This window comes from Saccharopolyspora sp. NPDC050642 (assembly GCF_040654735.1).
Taxonomy (GTDB): Bacteria; Actinomycetota; Actinomycetes; order Mycobacteriales; family Pseudonocardiaceae; genus Saccharopolyspora; species Saccharopolyspora elongata.
On sequence record NZ_JBFAIN010000046.1, the window covers coordinates 1 to 20,665 of the forward strand.

Consider the following 20,665-nt stretch of genomic DNA (forward strand, 5'->3'; position numbering starts at 1 on the left):
CGGTGATCACGCTGCCGAGAGACATGAGCGCATTCTGCTCCTCCGGCCGAGCGGTCACGACTGCGGATGCCGCAGTCCCGGGTGTTCCGGCGGCACTTCGCGGTTTCGCGCATCTCGATCTTGCGGATCTTGCCGGTGACCGTCATCGGGAACTCGTCGACGACGTGGACGTAGCGCGGGACCTTGTAGTGCGCGAGCTTGCCGGCGCAGAACTCGCGCAGCGCCTCGGCGGTCAGCGACGCGGCGCCCTCGCGCAGCCGCACCCAGGCCATCAGCTCCTCGCCGTACTTCGCGTCCGGGACGCCGATGACCTGCGCGTCGAGGATGTCCGGGTGCGTGTAGAGGAACTCCTCGATCTCGCGCGGGTAGACGTTCTCGCCGCCGCGGATGACCATGTCCTTGATCCGGCCGGTGATGCTCACGTAGCCGTCTTCGTCCATGACGGCGAGGTCGCCGGTGTGCATCCAGCGCGCCGCGTCCACCACCTCGGCGGTCTTCTCCGGCTGCTCCCAGTAGCCGAGCATCACCGAGTAGCCGCGGGTGCACAGCTCGCCCGGCGTGCCCACCGGCACGGTCAGACCGGTGGCCGGGTCGACGATCTTGATCTCCAGGTGCGGCCCGACCCGGCCCACCGTGGACACCCGACGCTCCAGCGAGTCGTCGGCGCGGGTCTGCGTCGACACCGGCGAGGTCTCGGTCATGCCGTAGCAGATCGACACCTCGCCCATCCCCATCCGGCCGATGACCTGCTTCATCACCTCCACCGGGCAGGGCGAGCCGGCCATGATCCCGGTGCGCAGCGAGGACAGGTCGAAGGACTCGAAGTCCGGGTGGTCGAGCTCGGCGATGAACATCGTCGGCACCCCGTACAGCGAGGTGCAGCGCTCCGCGGCGACGGCCGACAGCGCCGCCGTCGGGTCGAAGCCCTCCGACGGGATCACCATCGCCGACCCGTGGCTGGTGCACGCCAGGTTGCCCATCACCATGCCGAAGCAGTGGTAGAACGGCGGCACGATCGCCACCCGGTCGGCCTCGGTGTAGCCGCACAGCTCGCCGACGAAGAACCCGTTGTTCAGGATGTTGTGGTGCGACAGCGTCGCGCCCTTCGGGAAACCGGTGGTGCCCGAGGTGTACTGGATGTTGATCGGGTCGTCGGCCGACAGCCGGATCGCCGCCAGCCGCTGCGGATCGCCGGAGCCGCCGGCCAGCTCCGCCCACTCCGGGGAATCCAGGAACACCACCTGCTCCAGGCCCGGGCACTTCGCCCGCACCTGCTCCACCATCGCCACGTAGTCCGACGACTTGAACGACCGCGCCGACACCAGCAGCCGCACCCCGGCCTGGTTGAGCACGTACTCCAGCTCGTGCACCCGGTACGCCGGGTTGATGTTGACCAGGATCGCGCCGATCTTCGCCGTCGCGTACTGGGTCGTGGTCCACTCGGCGCGGTTCGGCGCCCAGATCCCGACCCGGTCGCCCTTGCCGATCCCGGCGTCCAGCAGGCCCACCGCCAGCGCGTCCACCTCGGCGACGAACTCGCGGTAGGACCAGCGGCGCCCGGTCGCGAACTCCACGAGCGCGTCGCGGTCGGGGAAGCGCGCCGCCATCCGGTCGAGGTTCTCGCCGATGGTGTCGCCCAACAGCGGCACGTCCGAGATGCCCGAGGCGTAGCTGGGCTGAGCTGGTTCGACGGCATCCACGTCGACGACCTCCCGAAAACTCAGTGATGCAGGTCACCCATCTTGTCCTGGCCGGACGCCCGTCGGCCACCCCCGGATGCGGGTAGTGGCCGGCCCGGGGTTGCGTACCGTTCAGGGATGCGTGCTTTCGTCGTGGATTCCTTCACCGACAGCGCCTTCGCCGGCAATCCCGCCGGTGTCGTGCTGCTGGACGCCCCTGCCGAGACCGAGTGGATGCAGTCGGTCGCTGCCGAACTGCGGCACTCCGAGACGGCGTTCGTCATGACCGGCGGCCCGGAGGGCGAACCCAAGCCGCTGCGCTGGTTCACCCCCTCGACCGAGGTGCCGCTGTGCGGGCACGCCACCCTGGCGACGGCGCACGTGCTCGGCGGCGACCAGCGCTTCGACACCCGCAGCGGCGTGCTCACCTGCACCGCGCAGGGCGACGGCTGGATCGAGATGGACTTCCCGGTCGACCGCGCCGAGCCGGTGGAGCCGCCGTCGGCGCTGGCCGCCGGGCTGCCCGGCATCACCATCGAGGAGGCCGCGGAGGGCGAGACCAAGGTGCTGGCGCTCGCCGCATCCGCCGCGGAGGTCCGCGCGGTGCGGCCGGACTTCGCGATGCTGGCGGACGTCCCATCGCGCGGGGTGATCATCACGGCGCCGGGAGACCGACCGGGCATCGACTTCGTCAGCCGGGTGTTCGCCCCGCAGGTCGGCATCCCGGAAGACCCGGTGACCGGCTCTGCCCACTGCACGCTGGCGAACTGGTGGGCGGCGAAGCTCGGGAAGGACGAGCACGACACGACGTTCGTCGGAGAACAGGCGTCCCAGCGCGGCGGCATCGTCCAGATGGCCCTCCGCGGAAACCGCGTAGGCCTCCGCGGCCGCGCGGTCACGGTCCTCAGCGGCGACCTCCTCGTCTGACCCACCACCTGGCCCGACCCACGGCCTGGTCCGATCCACGGCCTGGTCCGATCCACCGCAGTTTCAATTGAAACTGCACCCCATCGGCGTGTCACACCACGACACACCGGTGCCTGTGGACAACTTCCGCAATTTCAATGGAAATCAGAGGTCCGATTTCCATTGAAATTGCGGGACCACCCGCTCGGAGCACACCTGCGAGACGGTCCGGTGTGTGATCCACTACCTCGGTTCGGCGGCCGGGATGTGAGGCTGGCACCGTGGAGGCATGCGGTTGCTGCTGAACATCATCTGGCTGGTGCTCTGCGGGTTCTGGATGGCCTTCGGCTACGCGGTCGCCGGGGTCATCCTGGCGATCACGATCATCGGCATCCCCTTCTCCATCGCGTCCTTCCGGATGGCCAACTTCGCGCTGTGGCCGTTCGGCAGGCGGCTGGTCGACGAGCCCACCTCGGGCGCGATGGCAGGTATCGGCAACGTCCTCTGGCTGGTGCTGGCCGGCTGGTGGCTGGCGCTCGGGCACATCTTCACCGGCATCGCCCTGTGCGTCACGATCGTCGGCATCCCGCTGGGCATCGCGAACTTCAAGCTCGTCCCGGTCTCGCTGCTGCCGCTGGGCAAGCGCATCGTGGACGCCGACGACGCGTACGCATTCATGCACTAGGTGACGTACGGCACATCGGCGTACGACCGATCGGCCCAATGCAGTCCCACAGTCATAGGGAATCGGCGACTTGGGGATTCGGATGATCACGGAACTGGAGCTGGAGCGGGTCGCGGCGGCGATCGAGCGCGCCTTCCGCGGTCCGGCACGGCAGGACTGGGCGCACGTCGAACGGCTGCGGCTGCAGGCGGACCTGCTCGACCGCCTGGCGGCGGCGCAGCGCCACTGGTCGGGCTCGCTGAGCCGCCGCGCCGAGCTCGTGCGCGATGCCGCTGAGCGCCTGGCCGACGAGCTCAACCAGGTCACCAGCGCCATCGCAGTGCCGAAACCCGCCCCGCCCGCGACGCCGTCGTAGCGATCAGGCCTTGAACGGATCCAGGACGTGACCGGTGAGGTCGGCGATCGAGTTGATCACCTTCGTCGGCCGGTACGGGAACAGGTCCGCGGTGTGCTCGTCGGAGATCCCGGACAGCACCAGGATCGTCTGCATGCCCGATTCCAGGCCGGACCGAACGTCGGTGTCCATCCGGTCGCCGATCATCAGCGTGTTCTCCGAATGCGCGCCCAGGTGGCGCAGCGCCGACCGCATCATCAGCGGGTTCGGCTTGCCCACGTAGTACGGCGCGCGGCCGGTCACCCGCTCGATCAGCGCGGCGACGGCACCGGTGGCGGGCAGCGTGCCCTCCCGGCTCGGCCCCTTCTCGTCGGGGTTGGTGGCGATGAACCGCGCGCCGCCCTCGACCAGCCGGATCGCCTTGGTTATCGCCTCGAAGCTGTAGGTACGGGTCTCGCCGAGGATGACGTAGTCCGGATCGCGATCGGTCAGCACGTAGCCGATGTTGTGCAGCGCCGTGGTCAGCCCCGACTCGCCGACCACGTAGGCCGTGCCGCCGGGCCGCTGCTTCTCCAGGAACTGCGCGGTCGCCAGCGCGGAGGTCCAGATCGCGCCCTCCGGGACGTCCAGGCCGGTGCGCGACAGCCTGGCGCGCAGGTCGCGCGGGGTGTAGATCGAGTTGTTGGTGAAGACCATGAACGGGATGCCGTTCTCGCGCAGCGCCGCCACGAAGGCGTCCGCGCCCGGCACCATGTGCTCCTCGTGCACGAGCACGCCGTCCATGTCCATCAGGTACGTCCAGGGGGATGGCTCAGTCACGCCCCAGATGATCCACCTGATGTGGGGTGAATTGCTACTTCGGCGGCCTTCACCACGAACCAGACCTCGTCGTCCGGGGTGAGCCGCAGGTCGGCGACGGCCGCCGGGGTCACGTCGGCGGCCAGCGAGCAGTCCCGCACCACGCCGCGCACCCGCACGACGTCGCCGCGCGGTTCGAGCGCCGCCAACCGCACCGGGATCGCGTTGCGCGGGCTGCCGTGCGGGCGCTCGCGGTGCACGGCGACGGCCGACGGCGCGAACACCGCAGCAGCGGCTTCGCCCTGCTCCAGCTCCTCGGCGATCCGGCCGCTGATCGTGCTGTCGCCGAAGGAAACGCCGTCCGCCGCTGCTACCCCGGGCACCAGGTTCAGCCCGGCCACCCGCGCCGTGAACGCCTCCTTCGGGCGGGCCAGCACCTCGCGGGTCGGGCCCTGCTCGACGACGCAGCCGTCGAGCATCACCAGGAGCCGGTCGGCGAGCACGACCGCGTCCAGCACGTCGTGGGTGACCAGCACGGTCGGTTTCTCCTGCCGCCGCAGCACCTGGTGCAGCAGCCCGCGCATGGCCGGAGCGGCGTCGACGTCGAGCGCGGCCAGCGGCTCGTCGAGCAGCAGCAACCGCGGATTCGCCGCCAGCGCCCGGGCCAGCGCCACGCGCTGCGCCTGACCGCCAGAGAGCTGCCCGGGCCTGCGCGCCGCCAGCTCGGCGACGTCCACCTCGGACAACCAGCGCCCGGCAGCCTCCCGCGCCTCGGTCTTGCGGACACCGGCCGCGCGCGGTCCGAATGCGACGTTCTCCAGCGCCGTCAGGTTCGGGAACAGCAGGGCGTTCTGCGCGAGCAGCCCGACACCGCGACGGTGCGTCGCCACGTTGATCCCGCGCTCGGTGTCCAGCCATGCGGTGCCGTCCAGCTCGACGCGCCCGTGGTGCGGGACGAGCTGCCCGGCCAGCACCGACAGCAGCGTCGACTTGCCCGCCCCGTTCGGCCCGAGCACCGCCAGGACCTCGCCGGGCGCCACCTCGAATTCCGCGCGCAGCGTGAAGTCGGGGCGCCGGAACTCGATGTCGGCGCGCAATCCGCTCACAGCCGTCCCTCCACCGCCTTGGGCCGGGCCACCACGATCACCAGCAGCGCGACCACCACCAGCAGCAACGACATCGCGACCGCAGCGTCCACATCGGACTGCGCCGTGGTGTAGATGGCCAGCGGCAGGGTCCGGGTGGTGCCCTGCAAGCTACCGGCGAAGGTGATCGTCGCGCCGAACTCCCCCAGTGCCCGCGCGAAGGTCAGCACCAGGCTCGACCCGAGCGCGGGCAGCAGCAGCGGCACGGTGACGCGCCGGAACGTCAGCCAGGGCCCGGCGCCCAGCGTCGCGGCGACCTGCTCGTACCGCCCGCCGGCGGTCCGCAGCGCGCCTTCCAGGCCGACCACGAGGAACGGCATCGCGACGAACGTCTGCGCGAACACCACGGCGGTTGTCGTGTAGGGCAAGCGAATTCCCACGACGTCCAGCAGCTGCCCGATCGGACCGGTGCGGCCCAGCAGGTAGAGCAGGGCGAGGCCGCCGACGACCGGCGGCAGCACCAGCGGCAGCAGCACGAAGGCCCGCACCACGCGGAGCCCGCGCATGCGGGACCTCGCGAGCACCAGCGCCAGCGGGCCGCCCAGGAGCAGCGCGAGCGCGGTGGAGATCAGCCCGGTGATCACCGAGAGCCGCAGGGCGTCGAGCGCGGCCGGGCTGAGCAGCAGCTCCGGCAGGCGCGCGGGATCGACGCGCGTCAGGAGCCCCAGGACCGGCAGGACCACGAGCGCCAGCGCGAGCGCGGCAGGCACCCACAGCACCACCGGCACCTGGGATACCCGCAGTTTCAATTGAAACCTCACCTCACACCCGGGTCGTCCGCAGTTTCAATTGAAACTGCGGACGGTCCACACCTGACGGAGCACTGCTCACGGAGCGCCGAAGCCGTGCTTGCCGAGGACCTCGCGGCCGATCGGGCCGCGCGCGAACGCCATGAACTCCGCCGCCAGCTGCGCCTCCGGCGCGGCAGTGATCGTCGCGATCGGATAGGTGTTGATCGCCTGCTGAGACTCCGGGAAGTCCACCGCCTGCACCTTGTCCCCGGCCGCCTTCGCGTCGGTGACGTACACCAGCCCGGCGTCCGCCTCACCGGCAACGACCTTCTGCAGCACCGACTTCACGTCGTCCTCCTCGCTGGCGGGCTTCAGCTGCACGCCGGAGGCCTGCGCCACCTTCTGCGTGGCCGATCCGCACGGCACTTGCGGCGCGCAGACCACGACCGTCCGGCCGGGAGCCGCGAGGTCGGCGAGCGAGGCGATCCCGGCCGGGTTGCCCGGCGGGACCACGATCGTCAGCTGGTTCGTCGCGAGAACCTCCGGCGTGCCGACCAGGTCCCGCACCTTGTCCATGTTCTTGGTGTCCGCCGAGGCGAACACGTCCGCGGCGCGGCCCTGCTTGATCTGCTCGGCGAGCGTCGACGAGCCCTGGTAGTCGAACTGCACCCGCACGTCGGGGTGCTGCTCGGTGAACCGGGTGCCGAGCTCGTCGAAGGACTCGGTGAGGGACGCGGCCGCGAGCACGGTCAGCGTGCGCTGCGGCTGGGCCTGCTGCCCGGCCTGACCGCACCCGGCCAGCACCACGAGCGCCACCAGCGCGCCGACGATCATCTTGAGCTTCGACATCATCCTTCTCCCGGTGTTTCCACCACGACGTTGGTCGACTTGACCACGGCGACCGCCAGCGCCCCCGGCACCAGCCCGAGTTCGCGCACCGCCTCGGTGCTCATCAGCGAGACGATCCGGTGCGGGCCGCACTGGATCTCCACCTGCGACATGACCCGGTCCGAGATCACCTCGGTGACCAGCCCGACGAGCCGGTTGCGCGCCGACCGGCCGATGCCGGACGGGTCCGGCGTCGAGCGGGCCTGGGCGCGGGCGAACTCGGCGAGCGCGGCGCCGTCCACGGTTCGCCGGCCGGCGGCGTCCCGCTCCGAAGGCAGCTGTCCGCCATCGACCCACCGGCGCACCGTGTCGTCGCTGACGCCGAGCAGTCCGGCGGCCTCCGAAATCCGATAGTGCGGCACAGCCGCCCACGTTACTTCCGCAGCTGCGTGCAAAACCAGCGAAATTGCCCGCAAACACGGATCTTGCAACGACTTTGTGCCTTCCTCCGACCACTCCGGACGCCGCAGCGGATCACTCGGCGATTCCGCACAAATTGGGGCCGCGCGATCGAAATCCCCTCCCGCTAAGCGCTAGGGTCGTGGGGTGACCGCGGTGGACCTGGGAATCCCGCTCGTGCGCCGCACGACCGACACGTCCGCACGTCCGGACACGACCCGGCTGGTGGACCGGTTCGGCCGCATTGCGACCGACTTGCGCGTTTCCCTCATCGACAAGTGCAACCTGCGCTGCACCTACTGCATGCCCGCCGAGGGCCTGCCCTGGCTGAAGCGCGCGGAACTCCTCGACACCGAGGAGATGAACCGGCTGATCCGCATCGCCGTGGAGGAGCTGGGCGTCACCACGGTGCGCTTCACCGGCGGCGAGCCGCTGCTGCGGCAGGACCTGGTGGACGTCATCGCGGCGACCGCGGCGCTGCCGAGCCGCCCGACGACCTCGCTGACCACCAACGGCATCAACCTCGGCGGCTTCGCCGAACCGCTGGTGCGGGCCGGGCTGAACCGGGTCAACGTCTCGCTCGACACCCTCGACCGCGACGTGTTCAAGCAGCTCACCCGCCGCGACCGGCTGGACGACGTGCTGGCCGGGCTCGCCGCGGCGAAGGAGATGCGGCTGGAGCCGGTCAAGGTCAACGCGGTGCTGATGCGCGGGATCAACGACCACGAGGCCGGCGACCTGCTGCGCTTCTGCATCGAGCGCGGCTACCAGCTGCGCTTCATCGAGCAGATGCCGCTGGACGCCCAGCACGAGTGGGACCGCAGCCAGATGATCACCGCCGAGGAGATCCTGGACCGCCTCGGCAGCGAGTTCGCCCTCACCCCGGACGTCGCCGAGCGCGGCTCCGCGCCCGCGGAGCGCTGGCTGGTCGACGGCGGGCCTGCGACGGTCGGCGTGATCGCCTCGGTGACCAGGCCCTTCTGCGCCGCCTGCGACCGGACCCGGCTCACCGCGGATGGCCAGCTGCGCTCGTGCCTGTTCTCGACGACCGAGACGGACCTGCGCGGGCCGATGCGGACCGGGGCCGAGGACGCCGAACTGATCCGGCTGTGGCAGGAGACGATGTGGGCCAAGGCCGCCGGGCACGGGATGGATTCGGGCGAGTTCGCACAGCCGTCCCGGCCGATGAGCGCAATCGGGGGTTGACCGGATGACGGCTCTGCCGGAGCAGATCGGGACCGTGGCGGTGCAGGTGCGCTACTTCGCGGGCGCCCGCGCGGCCGCCGGGGTCCCGGAGGAAACGGTGCACGTCACGCGCCCGGACGGCGCCGCCGTGACCGCTGCGGACGTCATCGCCGCCGCGCTCGGCCGGCACGACGAGAAGCTGGCGAACGTGCTGCCCGCGTGCAGCTTCCTGCTCGACGGAGTCGCCGTCCGGGACCGCGGCATCGCGGTCCCCGACGACGCCACCCTCGACGTCCTCCCGCCGTTCGCAGGCGGCTGAACCCCCTCTTCAGCGGCCCCTCGGGGCGACACTGCATTACTGCGCGCGCGGGCGTGCGCGCGCACGCGAATACAACATGCGTCGGCGTGTCGTACACGCTCGGCCAGGTGACATTTCGGTCTCGCTTCCGAGCATGTCGATCTTGACTCACGCGCCGTGTCCTTCGGCAGCCTTAACAGTCCCTGATCTAGCTACACAGATCACTACCGTGCGCATTGACGCGAATCCTCTTCGCGACCACCACGGTGGAGTCATGGCACGCCTGGGCGAGAACCCGGACGGGCCGCCCGAGCGGCGAACCGCTGCGACGAGGGTGGCCCGGAGGGAGCAACGAGGTGACCCACGACTCACTTACGGTGATCGATATCGGCCTGGAAACGACTTGATAACGACGCTCTGATCAGCGCAAACACCCCGGATCGGAGCATTGACCCCAGTTGTTACGTGACCAGCGTCACATGATCTCAGGTTTCCGATCTCCTCGATGGTTACGTAGTGTCGCTCCTCGGTCGGCCCCGAACCGATCAGCAAGGAGCGGAAGCTCGCAGCGCCGAACCCTGTCCGGCGGGCTTCCAGACCCCGAAACGAAGAAAACCGGACAGGGGCGGGGGACCCAACACCCGGGCTCCCCGAAGCCCTAGGGGTGAAGCCGGCTCCCCCGAGTCGGCCGGGCTGCCTCTCAGCCCGAACCCGACAGCTGACCTCGCAGGCGCGGCAGGAGAGAGGAACATGGCTCGCTACCAAGGCAAGCACCGCAAGCCTTCCAATACCGGCCGCACCCTGGCCCGCGTCGCCGTCGCCGGCGCGGTGGTCGCCACCCCGATCGCGATCGCCGCCCCCGCCAACGCGGCCCCGAACTGGGACAAGCTCGCCCAGTGCGAGAGCAGCGGCAACTGGAGCATCAACAGCGGCAACGGCTACTACGGCGGACTCCAGTTCAGCGCGTCCACCTGGGCGGCCTACGGCGGCACCCAGTACGCCAGCAGCGCGCACCAGGCGACCCGCGAGCAGCAGATCGCCGTCGCCGAGAAGGTCCTCGCCTCGCAGGGCGCCAACGCGTGGCCGGGCTGCACCGCCAAGCTGAACTGGACCAGCGGCGGCACCAAGGTCACCGCCAAGGTCACGACCAAGACCACCACGCCGAAGAAGACCACCGAGACCAAGGTCAAGACCCAGACGCCGAAGCCGACGGTGAAGACCAACGGTGCGGACTACACGGTCCAGCTCGGTGACACGCTGAGCAAGATCGGCGAGCAGTTCGGCGTGACCTACCAGGACATCGCGCAGCGCAACTCGAGCATCATCAACGACCCGAACCTGATCTTCCCGGGCCAGCAGCTCGACATCAAGTGATCTGGTCGGTCGGCTGAGCCGGCCGGCGAGGAGTACGTGTCGTACCCCCCGACACGGCACGTGCTCCGCACCTCTCGGAACCCCCACCGCACCCCCCAGCGGCGGGGGTTCCGTCTTTTTCTTGTTTTCCGGCTCGTTCTGCGAAGCGGTGCGAGTAGCGGAACCTCAGGGGTCTTCTCGACTCCGGGATCCCCGACACACGTATGTCCAATACGTCGCGTCGGGGCTGTCCTCGCTGGGAGAACCCCGCAGGGGCGGGCACCGTGAACCCGCGGCGGTGCCGGTTGCGCAGGAGCGGCTTCGCCGCGTCAAAGACAAAAGGCCGCCCTACTCACCCCAGCACGTCCCAAACCGCCGCTACTACAGCAGAAAGAACTCCCGGCCCCGGTCTAAGAGAACTGACGGCCCCGGTCTGACAGCCGCCGCTCTTACTCGGCCCGGCGGCTGAGGTGCTCCCACTTGGCCAGCTCCGCCGTCATGGCCTTGGTCATCCCGTCGACCATGTCGTAGGCCGCCGATCCCAGGATCAGGCGCTTCGGCGGCTCCGCCATGGTCACCACGTGGAGCACCACCTCCGCCGCCTTCGCCGGGTCGAAGTCCTCCGACTCCACCCACAGGCCGGCCAGCCATTCGCGCAGCGGCTCGTAGGCCTCGTGCTCCACCGTCTGCGTCAGACCGCGGGTGAACAGGTCGGTCTCATAGCCGCCCGGCTGCAGGATCGTCACCTTGATCCCGAACCGCTCGACCTCCATCTGCAGCGCCTCGCTCATCGAGTCCAGCGCCGCCTTTCCCGCGCCGTACATGCCCGTCGCCGCGAAGCCGCCGGCCGAGCCCATCGAGGACACCTGCAGGATGTGGCCCGAGCGCCGCTCTCGGAGGTGCGGGACGACGGCCTGGCTCACCCACAGCGCGCCGAAGAAGTTGGTGTCCAGGTGTGCCCTGGCCTGCTCCTCGGTGAGCTCCTCGATCATGCCGAGCAGGACGCCGCCGGCGTTGTTCACCACGATGTCCAGGCGACCGAAGGCCGCGATCGCCCGCTCGACGCCCGCGAAGACGGCCTCGCGGTCCGAGACGTCGAGCGGGAACGCGACCAGGCGGCCGTCGAAGACGTCGACGAGCTCCTCCAGCGGCGTGATGTCGCGGGCGACGCCGACCACCCGGTCGCCCGCCGCCAGCGCGGCTTCGGTGAACGCCCGCCCGAGACCGCGAGAGGCGCCGGTGATGAACCAGGTGCGGGGTCCGAATCCGGTGGATGCGTGTTGCACGGGCACTCCTCGAAACATTTGAGACGATACGGTCCGTCTCGTTGTTCTCGAGCATGCACCACCCGCCCGCAGGCTGTCAAGACGGACCGTCTCGTCGCGCGTATTGTGTGGGCATGGCATCCCGGAAGACGCCGGACGTGACCCGCCGCAGCGAGCGGTCCCGGGTGGCGATCCTGACCGCGGCCCGCGAACTCATCGCCGAGGTCGGCTACGCCAAGCTGTCCATCGAGGCCATCGCCGCCCGCGCCGGAGTCGGCAAGCAGACGATCTACCGCTGGTGGTCGTCGAAGGGCGCGGTCGTCTTCGATTCCCTGCTGGCGCTCAGCGAAGGCGCGGACGGCGAGGGCATCGCGCTGCCGGACACCGGCGACATCGAGGCGGACCTCAAGACCGTGCTGCGCGCGACGGCGGCCGAGTTCGCCGACCCCGAGTTCGAGGCGCCGATCCGGGCGCTCAACACCGAGATCATCAACGATGCCGAGCTGGCCGCGATCTACCGCGAGAAGATGGCCGCGCCGGTGGAGGAAGCGAAGAAGGAGCGCCTGCGCAGCGCCCAGCGCGCGGGCCAGCTCGCGGCCGATGCGGACCTGGACCTGTTCCTGGAGGTGCTGTACGCCCCGCTGGCCCAGCGCTGGCTGCTGCGCTCCGGCCCGCTCGACGACGCCTTCGCCGACGCCCTGGTCGACGCGGCGCTCCGCGCCTTCCGCCCGGAGTGACGGGCGGAGATCCCGATTTCAGGCAGAATCGGGAGGCTCACCGGGCCGGAACAGCGCTTCCAAGCGTCGGCCACCGTACGAGTTCTTCGTCTTTGAAGCGGCGCAGCCGCTTAGCCCACCCCCGCAGCTTGCACCGCCGCGGGTTCTCAGGGGTCTTCTCGCGAGGACAGCCCCGACGTGGTGAATTGGTCATTCATGAGCCGGGGATCCCACAGCGAGAAGACCGCAGCAACTCCCGCAGGGGGGCCGCCACCCGCACCGCCACGCAAGACGAGCCCGGAATGCAATCAAGGGCAGTTGACCCATTCTTCGGTGTTGTCCTCGAAGACCTGGCGCTTCCAGATCGGCAGCCGCCGCTTCACCTCGTCAACCAGTTCCGAGCAGGCGCTGAACGCTTGCTTGCGGTGCTCCGCCGCCACCGCGCAGCCGAGCGCCACGTCGCCGATCTTGAGCAGGCCGATCCGGTGCGACACCGCGACGGCGCGCACGCCCTCGAAGCGCGCTGCGATGTCCTGCGCCACCTCGGCGATCACGTCGGACGCACTGGGATGCCCGACGTACTCCAGCTCGCGGACACCGCGTCCGCCGTCGTGGTCGCGGACCACCCCGCCGAAGGTCACCACGGCGCCCGCCGCCCGGTGCTCCACCGACCTGGCCAGGTCGTCGACGTCGATCACCTGCTCCGTCACGTCTGCCCGCAGGACGTCCGCCACCGCCCGGTTCGGCGCCGCGTGGTCGCCGCCGTGCAGCTGGTCGACGGCGTGGTCCAGGACCCCGTCCAGCACGCCGAGCCCGTCCTTGACGCCGCCGCGCGAGCCGGGCAGGTTCACGATCAGCGTCCGGCCGCTGACGCCGGCCAGTCCGCGGGAGAGCACCGCCGTCGGGACCTCCGGCAGGCCCGCCGAGCGGATCGCCTCCGCCAGTCCCGGAATCGGGTAGTCCAGGACCGCCGCCGTGACCTCGGGCGTGCGGTCGGTCGGGCTGATCCCGGTGCCGCCGGTGGTGATCACGACGTCCGCGCCGGCGGCGACCGCGCGGCGCAGCTCCTCGCCCACCGGGTCGCCGTCCGGCACCACGACGGGGTCCGGCACCTCGTAGCCGCGCCCGCGCAACCACTCGACGATCACCGGGCCGGTGCGGTCGGGGTAGACGCCGGCCGAGGCGCGGTTGGACGCGGCGATCACTCGCGCTGTCCTCGTCATGGAGACCTCCTGTGTGTTGGCGCCGGAGTCCGCTCGGCCGCCGCAGGGCCATCTTCCGCGACCGACCGACATGGCCTCAAGCGCGCCCGCTCCGTGGCACACCGCACCGACGCCCTGTCCGCAGTTTCAATTGAAACCGCGGAACTGCGGGGTGGTCAGCGGGTCCAGGTGCCGGTTTTGCCGCCTTCTTTGCGTTCTACCCGGACCTCGTCGAGGACCGCGGCCGGGTCCACCGCCTTGATCATGTCGTGCAGGGTGAGGCCGGCGCCCGCCACCGCGGTCAGCGCCTCCATCTCGACGCCGGTGCGGTCGGTGGTCTTCACAGTGGCGGTGATCCGCACCTCCGACTCGCCGAGCTCCAGCTCGACCTTGGCGCCCGAGATCGCGATCGGGTGGCACAGCGGGATGAGGTCCGGGGTCCGCTTCGCGGCCATGATCCCGGCGATCCGCGCGGTGGCGATCGCGTCGCCCTTCGGCAGCCCGTCGCGGCGCAGCAGGGCGACCACCTCGGCCGTCGTGCGCACTACGCCGCTGGCGACCGCGATGCGGGCGGTGGGCTGCTTGCCGGAGACGTCGACCATGCGAGCGGCACCCGCCTCGTCGACATGCGTGAGCTCGTCCTGCGCCATGCCCCGAGCCTAGTCCGTCGGGCCCGCCGCCCATCGCGGCCCGAGAACACGAGTGCGGGGCGCCCCCGGCAGAGGACGCCCCGCACCTCGGTGGATCAGTAGTCGACGTCCTCGGCCATGGACCACGGCAGAGAGGTTCCGCCGCCGTTGGGCTCCGGGTCGCCGTCCTTCGACGCGATCGCCGCCTTCTTCACCGCTTCCGCGACCGCCGGGGCCACCGCCGAGTCGAACACGCTCGGCACGATGAACGAGGCGTTGAGCCGCTCCCCGTCCACGACGTCGGCGATCGCGTTCGACGCCGCGATCATCATCTCGTCGGTGATCTTGTGCGCGTGCGCGTCCAGCAGGCCGCGGAACACGCCGGGGAACGCCAGCACGTTGTTGATCTGGTTCGGGTAGTCGCTGCGGCCGGTCGCCACGATGGTGGCGTACTTCTGCGCCTCCAGCGGGTCGATCTCCGGGTCCGGGTTGGCCAGCGCGAACACGATGGCGTCGGTGTTCATGGTCGCCACGTCGTCCGCGGTGAGCAGGTTCGGCGCGGACACGCCGATGAACACATCCGCCCCGCGCACCGCGTCGGACAGCGTGCCGGTGCGGCCGTCCTTGTTGGTGCCCGCGGCGATGGACTGCAGGTTCGGGTCGGTGTCGCCGCGCCCGGTGTGGACGATGCCGTCGATGTCGACGGCGATGATGTCGGCCGGCTTCTTGTGCTGCAGCAGGCGGATGATCGCCGAACCGGCGGCGCCGACGCCGCACACCACGATACGGCAGTCGGTGATGTCCTTGTTCACCACGCGCAGCGCGTTGCGCAGCGCGCCCAGCACCACGATCGCGGTGCCGTGCTGGTCGTCGTGGAAGACCGGGATGTTCAGCTTCTCCCGCAGCCGGGCCTCGATCTCGAAGCAGCGCGGCGCGGCGATGTCCTCGAGGTTGATGCCGCCGTAGACCGGGGCGATCAGCTCGACGGCGCGGATGATCTCCTCGGTGTCCTGGGTGTCCAGGCAGACCGGCCAGGCGTTGACGCCGGCGAACTTCTTGAACAGCGCGGCCTTGCCCTCCATCACCGGCAGCGCGGCCTCCGGGCCGATGTTGCCCAGGCCGAGCACGGCGGAGCCGTCGGTGACCACCGCGACGGCGTTGCGCTTGATGGTCAGGCGGCGCGCGTCCTCCGGGTTGTCCGCGATCGCGGTGCAGACCCGGGCGACGCCGGGCGTGTACGCGCGGGAGAGGTCGTCGCGGTTGTTGAGCGCGACCCGCGAGTTGACCTCGATCTTGCCGCCGAGGTGCACCAGGAAGGTCCGGTCGGAGATCTTGCGGACCCGGACGCCGGGCAGCGTCCCGAGGACCTCGGCGAGGTCGTTGGCGTGGTCGGCCGACAGCGCGTTGCAGGTGATGTCGACGACGATGCGGTCGGCGTGCGACTCCACGACGTCGAACGCCGTGATGACGCCGCCGGCGCGACCGATCGCGCTGGTCAGGTCGCCCGCCGCGGTCGTCGACGGCGGGGCCTCGACGCGAACGGTGATCGAATAACCCGGACCTGGAACCGGCATGGCACACCCCTGTCGAGCTGATCGGCTATGGACTTGGCGGGTGCCGTCCCCGGGGCGGCCCGGGGGCCGTCGCAGCAGATCGCTCATCCGGGGTGCAAGCCCTTCGGGCCCGCTAAGCGACCGGAACTTCACCCAGCACGAAAAAGCCTAAAACTTTCCCGAGTGTGAGCGACGTCCGGTCCCGTTACCGGCCGGTTCCCCTTGACAAAACCCGCCCCGAAGCGGCACGGCCACGACGGAGCGGGTCTACGGGCGATCGCCGATCCGCGCTGGGGCGGATGCCGGCAGGGGGGTCACTTGTTGATGCGCGTGACCGGGTGGACGTAGGGAACGGCGTCCTGGCGGAGCGGGAAGGTGGTGTCGCCGTACGGCGACAGCGCGCCCTGGATGTCGGCCAGGAACTCGCTCACCGGGTGTTCGCCGTCGGCGACCTTCGGCCAAGACGGGTCAATGCGGTCCTTTTTGGTCTTGCCGGCCACGTCGTTCCTCCTGGGCATTCCGGCTACGGTGCACTTCCAGTTTGCCGGATCGGGCCCCGAACCTCACCCAAGGGTGCGCAGCGCAACGTTCCGGCGGGCGCGCGGCCTGCGACGCATGTCCCACCGGGGCGGCCGCCCGGCATTCGAGACGGCCCGCCGGCGCTGCCCGGCTGGGTATCGTGGAGCCGATGTCATCACTGGCGGATTGGCTGCGGGAGCGCAGCGACGAACAGCTGGTCGCGCTGCTTCGCGCTCGGCCCGACCTCGCGACCCCGCCGCCGGCCGACACCTCGGTGCTGGCGACGCGGCTCGGCGTGCGCTCGTCGGTCGCGCGGGCCTGCGAGGACCTCGACTCCTTCGCCCTCGCCACGCTCGAAGCGCTGGTGCTGCTCGACGCCGACGACGCGCCGGTGTCGCTGGACGCCGTCGCCGCGATGCTCGGCCCGGACGTCACGGTCGAGCGCGCCCGCCGGTCGATCGCGCAGCTGCGCGACCTCGCGCTGGCCTGGGGCGAGGACGCCGAGCTCGCCGTGCCCTCGGCCGCGCGAGAGGCGCTGCCGACCTTCCCCGCCGGGCTCGGACGCCCGGCCGAAGACCTCACCGAGGCCGCGGCGGAAGCCGCACTGGCCGAGCTCGGAGAGGAAGAGCGGCGGCTGGTCGAGAAGCTCGCCGGTGGGGCGCCGATCGGGCGCACCAAGGACGCGGCCAAGCAGGTCCCGCTGGAGCAGGCGACCAACCCGGTGCAACGGCTGCTCGCCAAGGGCCTGCTGCTGCGGCGCGACGCGGAGACCGTCGAGCTGCCGCGCCAGCTCGCGCTGGCCGTGCGCGGCGACCGGCCGATGGGTGCGGTCGAACCCGACGAGCCGATCCCGGACCTGGCGGGCACCGATCAATCCACTGTGGACAACACGGCCGGCGGTGCGGCGCTGGAACTGCTGCGGCACGTCGAAGGGCTGCTGAACGCCTGGGGCGAGGAACCGCCCGACGTGCTGCGCTCCGGCGGGGTCGGGGTGCGCGACCTGCGCCGCACCGCCAAGGCCATCGAGATCGACGAGAACCTCCTCGGCCTGCTCGTGGAGGTCGCGGTCGCGGCCAACCTCATCGCCAACAGCGAGGGCGCGGAACCGCAGTGGGTGCCGACCATCCAGTCCGACACCTGGCTGGCCTCGCCGCCCGAGCAGCGCTGGGCCGCGCTGGCCCAGGCCTGGCTGGACCTGCCGCGCCTGCCGGGCCTGGTCGGCGCCCGCGACGAGAAGGACCGGCTGCTCAACCCGCTGTCGGAAGACCTGCGCCAGCCGCTCGCGCCGAAGGACCGCCGCCGCATCCTCGACTACCTCGACGAACTGCCCGGCGGGTACGGCGCCCGGCCGGACGACGTCGCCGCCGTGCTCGGCTGGCGCGCGCCGCGCCGCGGCGGCCGGCTGCGCGACGACCTGGTCCGCTGGACGCTCGCCGAAGCGACCGCCCTCGGCGTCGTGGCGCTGCACGCGCTGACCACCGCCGGACGCGTCCTGCTCGCCGACGGCGCCGCCGAGGCGGCCCGCCAGCTCGCCGACGCGCTGCCCGAACCGCTCGACCACGTGCTGGTGCAGGCCGACCTCACCATCGTCGCGCCGGGCCGCCTCGAACCCGACCTCGCCATCGAGATGAAGCTCGTCGCGGACGTCGAATCCGCTGGCAGCGCAACGGTTTACCGCGTCGGCGACGGCAGCATCCGGCGCGCCCTCGACGCCGGCTACACCGCCGACGACCTGCACGCGCTGTTCCGGACCCGCTCGCGCACGCCGATCCCGCAGTCGCTGACCTACCTCATCGACGACGTCGCGCGCCGCCACGGCCGGCTCCGCGCGGGCACCGCCGCAGCCTTCCTGCGCTGCGACGATCCGCTGCTGCTGGCCGAAATCCTGGCCAAGCCCGGAGCCGAAGAGCTCGAACTCCGGCGCATCGCGCCCACCGTGCTGGTCAGCCCGCTGCCGCTGGCCGACGTGGTCGCCGTGCTGCGCGCGGCCGGGTTCTCGCCGGTCGCCGAAGGCCCGGACGGCAACGTGCTCGACCTCCGGGAGAGCGGGCGGCGCGTGCGCGGCAAGAGCCGCCCGGCTCCGCCGGTGGCGATCGCCGGGCCGAGCGGGGAGCAGCTCGGCGAGCTCGTGGCGCAGCTGCGAGCCGGCGACCGGGCGGGGACGGCGCGGCGCGGCAGCGCCGTGAGCCCCGAACGCGGGCGGCCGAGCGCCGAGGCGACGCTGCAGCTGCTGCGCGACGCGGCGCGTCAGCAGCGGAGCGTGTGGCTGGGGTTCGTCGACACGCACGGAGTGCGGAGCCAGCGCGTGGTGCGGCCGGTGCGCGTCGGCGGCGGGATCCTGCAGGGCGTCGACACCAGCAGCGACGAGGTGGGCAACTTCCCGCTGCACCGGATCATGTCCGTCGCGCTCGTCGAGGACTGATCGCGGTCTTCCCCTTGACCTTCACATCGATGTGAAGGTCGATGATCGTGCCGTGACGACCAATCCGTTCGAAGCCGAGTCCCTGCGCGGGGACGGTCGCGCGGCGATGATCGAGCGGTTCCGCAAGCCTTCGGAGGTTCGACCATGACCAGCACACCGTTCGACCCGCGCGCGCTGCTCGCGGACAGCCGGCTCGGCGTCCTCGCGACGATCAAGTCGGACGGCCGCCCGCAGCTCTCCCCCGTCATGCCCTTCTACGACGAGGAATCCGGGGCCATCCACATCTCGACGCGGGAGGGGCTGGCCAAGACGGCGAACCTGCGCCGGGATCCGCGCGCCGCGCTGGAGGTCACCGGCCCCGACGGCATGACGTGGGCCACCGCCGAGGGCACCGCGACGCTCACCCGGCCGGGAACCGATCCGCACGGCCCCGAGGTCGAGGCGCTGGTGGACTACTACCGCAAGGCCGCCGGGGAGCACCCGGACTGGGACGAGTACCGGTCGGTGATGGTGTCCGATCGCCGGGTGCTCATCACGATCGCGGTCGAGCGCGTGTACGGCGCCGACATCCGCTGACGGAGCACCGAGGTCAGGGCTTGTGAGCGTTTTGGATCGCCACGGCGATCCAAAACGCTCACGAGCGCTGCGAGATCAGCGTGCTGTGGCCATGCGCTGGCGCATGGCGTGCTCCACCAGGGTGATCAGGGCGTGCTTGGTGGATTCGCGGTTCCGGGCGTCGCAGGTGATCATCGGGACCGAGGCGTCGATCGTCAGCGCCTCCCGGATGTCCTCCTGGCGGTGGTGCAGAACGCCGTCGAAGGTGTTCACCGCGATGATGTAGGGCAGGCCGCGGTCGTCGAAGAAGTCGATCGAGGCGAACGCGTCCGCCAGCCGCCGCGTGTCCACCAGCACCACCGCGCCGATCGCGCCGCGCACCAGGTCGTCCCACATGAACCAGAACCGGTGCTGGCCGGGCGTGCCGAACAGGTACAGGATCAAGTCCGAATCCAGCGAGACCCGGCCGAAGTCCATCGCCACCGTGGTCGTGACCTTGCCCGGCGTCGCGCTGAGGTCGTCGACCCCGACGCTCGCCTCGGTCATGACCGCCTCGGTGGTCAACGGCACGATCTCGGACACCGAGCCGACGAAAGTCGTCTTCCCGACCCCGAAACCACCGGCGACCACGATCTTCGTCGAGGTCTTCTGGCCGGCCGCATTCGATCGGGGATCAGAGCCTGCGAAGCCCACTGAGCACCCTTTCCAAGAACTCCATGGACGGCCGATCACCAACGACCATGCCACTGTCATGAATCAGAACCAGGCCGGTGTCGGCCATGTCGCCGATCAGCACCCGAACCACGCCCAACGGCAGGCGCAGGTGCGCGGCCACCTCGGCCACCGAACGAGCCTCCATGCACAGCTCGGAGATCGAGCGGTGCTCGGCCCTGGTCTGGGTCGCCTGGGTGCGACCGCGTTCGCTGGTGGTCACCAGCGTCTCGATAGCAAGATCATAATCGGTGCGGGTTCGCCCACGCGTGCGGGCGTACGGCCGCACCAACGACCCGCCGTCGAAGCCGTCGGACTCCTGCGGATCGATGGCCGGGATCGCCGGCATCGACCCCGAGATCGACGGCATGGACTGCGAAATCGGCGACATCGACTGCGAGATCGACGGCATCGACACCGATGGCGGCCCGCTGTCGGCCGGCCTGGGGGGACCGGCGACCTCGGGAACCGAGTTGTAGCTGGAGCCGAACAGGTCCGCGCCCGGGCCGCCGAACAGCGCCCGGTCGTACCCGCCGATCGACTCGCCGGCCTGGTCGGCGGCGCCGTCGTCGACGAAGTCGTCCTGCCAGGACTCGGCGCTCAGCCGCTTGTTGTAGAGGCGGAACAGGTCACCGTCCCAGCTGGGCTCGGAACCGGTGTTCATGGCGAGCTCCCCTCAGCGTTCCGCAACC

22 protein-coding genes and 1 riboswitch are annotated in these 20,665 nt (G+C 70.7%); of the genes, 9 read left to right on the forward strand and 13 right to left on the reverse strand.

Features of this window, described 5'->3' with window-relative positions; translation table 11 throughout:
- On the reverse strand, positions 1-1,700 hold a 1,700-nt coding region (locus AB0H93_RS38575), incomplete at its 3' end, for an AMP-binding protein (RefSeq protein WP_358580499.1).
- A gap of 117 nt (positions 1,701-1,817) precedes the next feature.
- Here AB0H93_RS38575 and AB0H93_RS38580 point away from each other — a divergent pair.
- The 3 genes from AB0H93_RS38580 to AB0H93_RS38590 all read left to right on the forward strand — a co-directional run bounded on the left by AB0H93_RS38580 (position 1,818) and on the right by AB0H93_RS38590 (position 3,625).
- A complete protein-coding gene (locus AB0H93_RS38580; RefSeq protein ID WP_358580502.1) occupies positions 1,818-2,606 on the forward strand; it encodes a PhzF family phenazine biosynthesis protein in 789 nt (262 codons plus the stop codon).
- Between the two features lie 268 nt (positions 2,607-2,874).
- Positions 2,875-3,270 (forward strand): YccF domain-containing protein, encoded by a 396-nt coding sequence (locus tag AB0H93_RS38585; protein ID WP_358580505.1) that lies wholly within the window; start codon positions 2,875-2,877, stop codon positions 3,268-3,270.
- Between the two features lie 82 nt (positions 3,271-3,352).
- The gene (locus tag AB0H93_RS38590) at positions 3,353-3,625 is read left to right on the forward strand and encodes a hypothetical protein (protein WP_235883676.1); all 273 of its coding nucleotides are present in this window, start codon (positions 3,353-3,355) and stop codon (positions 3,623-3,625) included.
- Between the two features lie 3 nt (positions 3,626-3,628).
- Here AB0H93_RS38590 and AB0H93_RS38595 read toward each other — a convergent pair whose 3' ends face one another.
- The 5 genes from AB0H93_RS38595 to AB0H93_RS38615 all read right to left on the reverse strand — a co-directional run bounded on the left by AB0H93_RS38595 (position 3,629) and on the right by AB0H93_RS38615 (position 7,528).
- Positions 3,629-4,393 carry an HAD-IIA family hydrolase gene (locus AB0H93_RS38595; protein WP_207954447.1) on the reverse strand — a complete coding sequence of 255 codons (765 nt, stop codon included), beginning with the start codon at positions 4,391-4,393 and terminating at the stop codon, positions 3,629-3,631.
- 26 nt (positions 4,394-4,419) lie between these two features.
- Positions 4,420-5,508 (reverse strand): ATP-binding cassette domain-containing protein, encoded by a 1,089-nt coding sequence (locus AB0H93_RS38600; RefSeq protein ID WP_358580508.1) that lies wholly within the window; start codon positions 5,506-5,508, stop codon positions 4,420-4,422.
- Positions 5,505-6,296 (reverse strand): ABC transporter permease, encoded by a 792-nt coding sequence (locus AB0H93_RS38605; RefSeq protein WP_358580511.1) that lies wholly within the window; start codon positions 6,294-6,296, stop codon positions 5,505-5,507. Before AB0H93_RS38605 ends, AB0H93_RS38600 begins: the two co-directional genes overlap by 4 nt.
- A 78-nt stretch (positions 6,297-6,374) precedes the next feature.
- Entirely contained in the window at positions 6,375-7,130 is a 756-nt protein-coding gene (modA, locus tag AB0H93_RS38610) for a molybdate ABC transporter substrate-binding protein (protein ID WP_358580513.1), read from the reverse strand.
- Positions 7,127-7,528, reverse strand: coding sequence for a TOBE domain-containing protein (locus AB0H93_RS38615; RefSeq protein WP_358580515.1), 402 nt, complete (start codon positions 7,526-7,528; stop codon positions 7,127-7,129). The genes modA and AB0H93_RS38615 overlap by 4 nt, the downstream gene beginning before the upstream one ends.
- 184 nt (positions 7,529-7,712) lie before the next feature.
- On the opposite strand from AB0H93_RS38615, the gene moaA reads away from it, so the two are divergent.
- The 3 genes from moaA to AB0H93_RS38630 all read left to right on the forward strand — a co-directional run bounded on the left by moaA (position 7,713) and on the right by AB0H93_RS38630 (position 10,422).
- A complete protein-coding gene (gene moaA, locus AB0H93_RS38620) occupies positions 7,713-8,771 on the forward strand; it encodes a GTP 3',8-cyclase MoaA (RefSeq protein ID WP_358580518.1) in 1,059 nt (352 codons plus the stop codon).
- Positions 8,772-8,775: 4 nt separating this feature from the next.
- Entirely contained in the window at positions 8,776-9,069 is a 294-nt protein-coding gene (locus tag AB0H93_RS38625) for a MoaD/ThiS family protein (protein ID WP_358580520.1), read from the forward strand.
- A 567-nt stretch (positions 9,070-9,636) separates the two neighbouring features.
- Positions 9,637-9,797: riboswitch (cyclic di-AMP (ydaO/yuaA leader) on the forward strand.
- A gap of 1 nt (position 9,798) precedes the next feature.
- Complete coding sequence (locus AB0H93_RS38630; RefSeq protein WP_358580522.1) at positions 9,799-10,422, forward strand: transglycosylase family protein; 624 nt, start codon at positions 9,799-9,801, stop codon at positions 10,420-10,422.
- 428 nt (positions 10,423-10,850) lie between these two features.
- Here AB0H93_RS38630 and AB0H93_RS38635 read toward each other — a convergent pair whose 3' ends face one another.
- A complete protein-coding gene (locus tag AB0H93_RS38635; protein ID WP_358580525.1) occupies positions 10,851-11,687 on the reverse strand; it encodes an SDR family NAD(P)-dependent oxidoreductase in 837 nt (278 codons plus the stop codon).
- A 113-nt stretch (positions 11,688-11,800) separates the two neighbouring features.
- Here AB0H93_RS38635 and AB0H93_RS38640 point away from each other — a divergent pair, with 113 nt between their 5' ends.
- The gene (locus AB0H93_RS38640) at positions 11,801-12,403 is read left to right on the forward strand and encodes a TetR/AcrR family transcriptional regulator (protein ID WP_358580527.1); all 603 of its coding nucleotides are present in this window, start codon (positions 11,801-11,803) and stop codon (positions 12,401-12,403) included.
- A gap of 287 nt (positions 12,404-12,690) precedes the next feature.
- Here the strand turns inward: AB0H93_RS38640 and AB0H93_RS38645 are convergent, their stop codons facing one another.
- The 4 genes from AB0H93_RS38645 to AB0H93_RS38660 all read right to left on the reverse strand — a co-directional run bounded on the left by AB0H93_RS38645 (position 12,691) and on the right by AB0H93_RS38660 (position 16,266).
- Positions 12,691-13,605 (reverse strand): molybdenum cofactor biosynthesis protein MoaE, encoded by a 915-nt coding sequence (locus AB0H93_RS38645; protein ID WP_358580529.1) that lies wholly within the window; start codon positions 13,603-13,605, stop codon positions 12,691-12,693.
- Between the two features lie 155 nt (positions 13,606-13,760).
- Complete coding sequence (moaC, locus tag AB0H93_RS38650) at positions 13,761-14,234, reverse strand: cyclic pyranopterin monophosphate synthase MoaC (protein WP_358580531.1); 474 nt, start codon at positions 14,232-14,234, stop codon at positions 13,761-13,763.
- A gap of 95 nt (positions 14,235-14,329) precedes the next feature.
- Positions 14,330-15,787, reverse strand: coding sequence for an NAD-dependent malic enzyme (locus AB0H93_RS38655; RefSeq protein ID WP_358580533.1), 1,458 nt, complete (start codon positions 15,785-15,787; stop codon positions 14,330-14,332).
- A gap of 293 nt (positions 15,788-16,080) precedes the next feature.
- The gene (locus AB0H93_RS38660) at positions 16,081-16,266 is read right to left on the reverse strand and encodes a hypothetical protein (protein WP_358580535.1); all 186 of its coding nucleotides are present in this window, start codon (positions 16,264-16,266) and stop codon (positions 16,081-16,083) included.
- A gap of 188 nt (positions 16,267-16,454) precedes the next feature.
- Between AB0H93_RS38660 and AB0H93_RS38665 the strand changes: the two genes are divergently transcribed.
- A complete protein-coding gene (locus AB0H93_RS38665; RefSeq protein ID WP_358580537.1) occupies positions 16,455-18,707 on the forward strand; it encodes a helicase-associated domain-containing protein in 2,253 nt (750 codons plus the stop codon).
- 144 nt (positions 18,708-18,851) lie between these two features.
- A complete protein-coding gene (locus AB0H93_RS38670) occupies positions 18,852-19,283 on the forward strand; it encodes a PPOX class F420-dependent oxidoreductase (RefSeq protein WP_358580539.1) in 432 nt (143 codons plus the stop codon).
- A gap of 75 nt (positions 19,284-19,358) precedes the next feature.
- Here the strand turns inward: AB0H93_RS38670 and AB0H93_RS38675 are convergent, their stop codons facing one another.
- The gene (locus tag AB0H93_RS38675) at positions 19,359-19,955 is read right to left on the reverse strand and encodes an ATP/GTP-binding protein (protein WP_358580541.1); all 597 of its coding nucleotides are present in this window, start codon (positions 19,953-19,955) and stop codon (positions 19,359-19,361) included.
- Positions 19,936-20,637, reverse strand: a complete 702-nt coding sequence (locus AB0H93_RS38680) for a DUF742 domain-containing protein (RefSeq protein ID WP_358580544.1) — start codon at positions 20,635-20,637, stop codon at positions 19,936-19,938. Before AB0H93_RS38680 ends, AB0H93_RS38675 begins: the two co-directional genes overlap by 20 nt.
- Between the last annotated feature and the right edge of the window lie 28 nt (positions 20,638-20,665).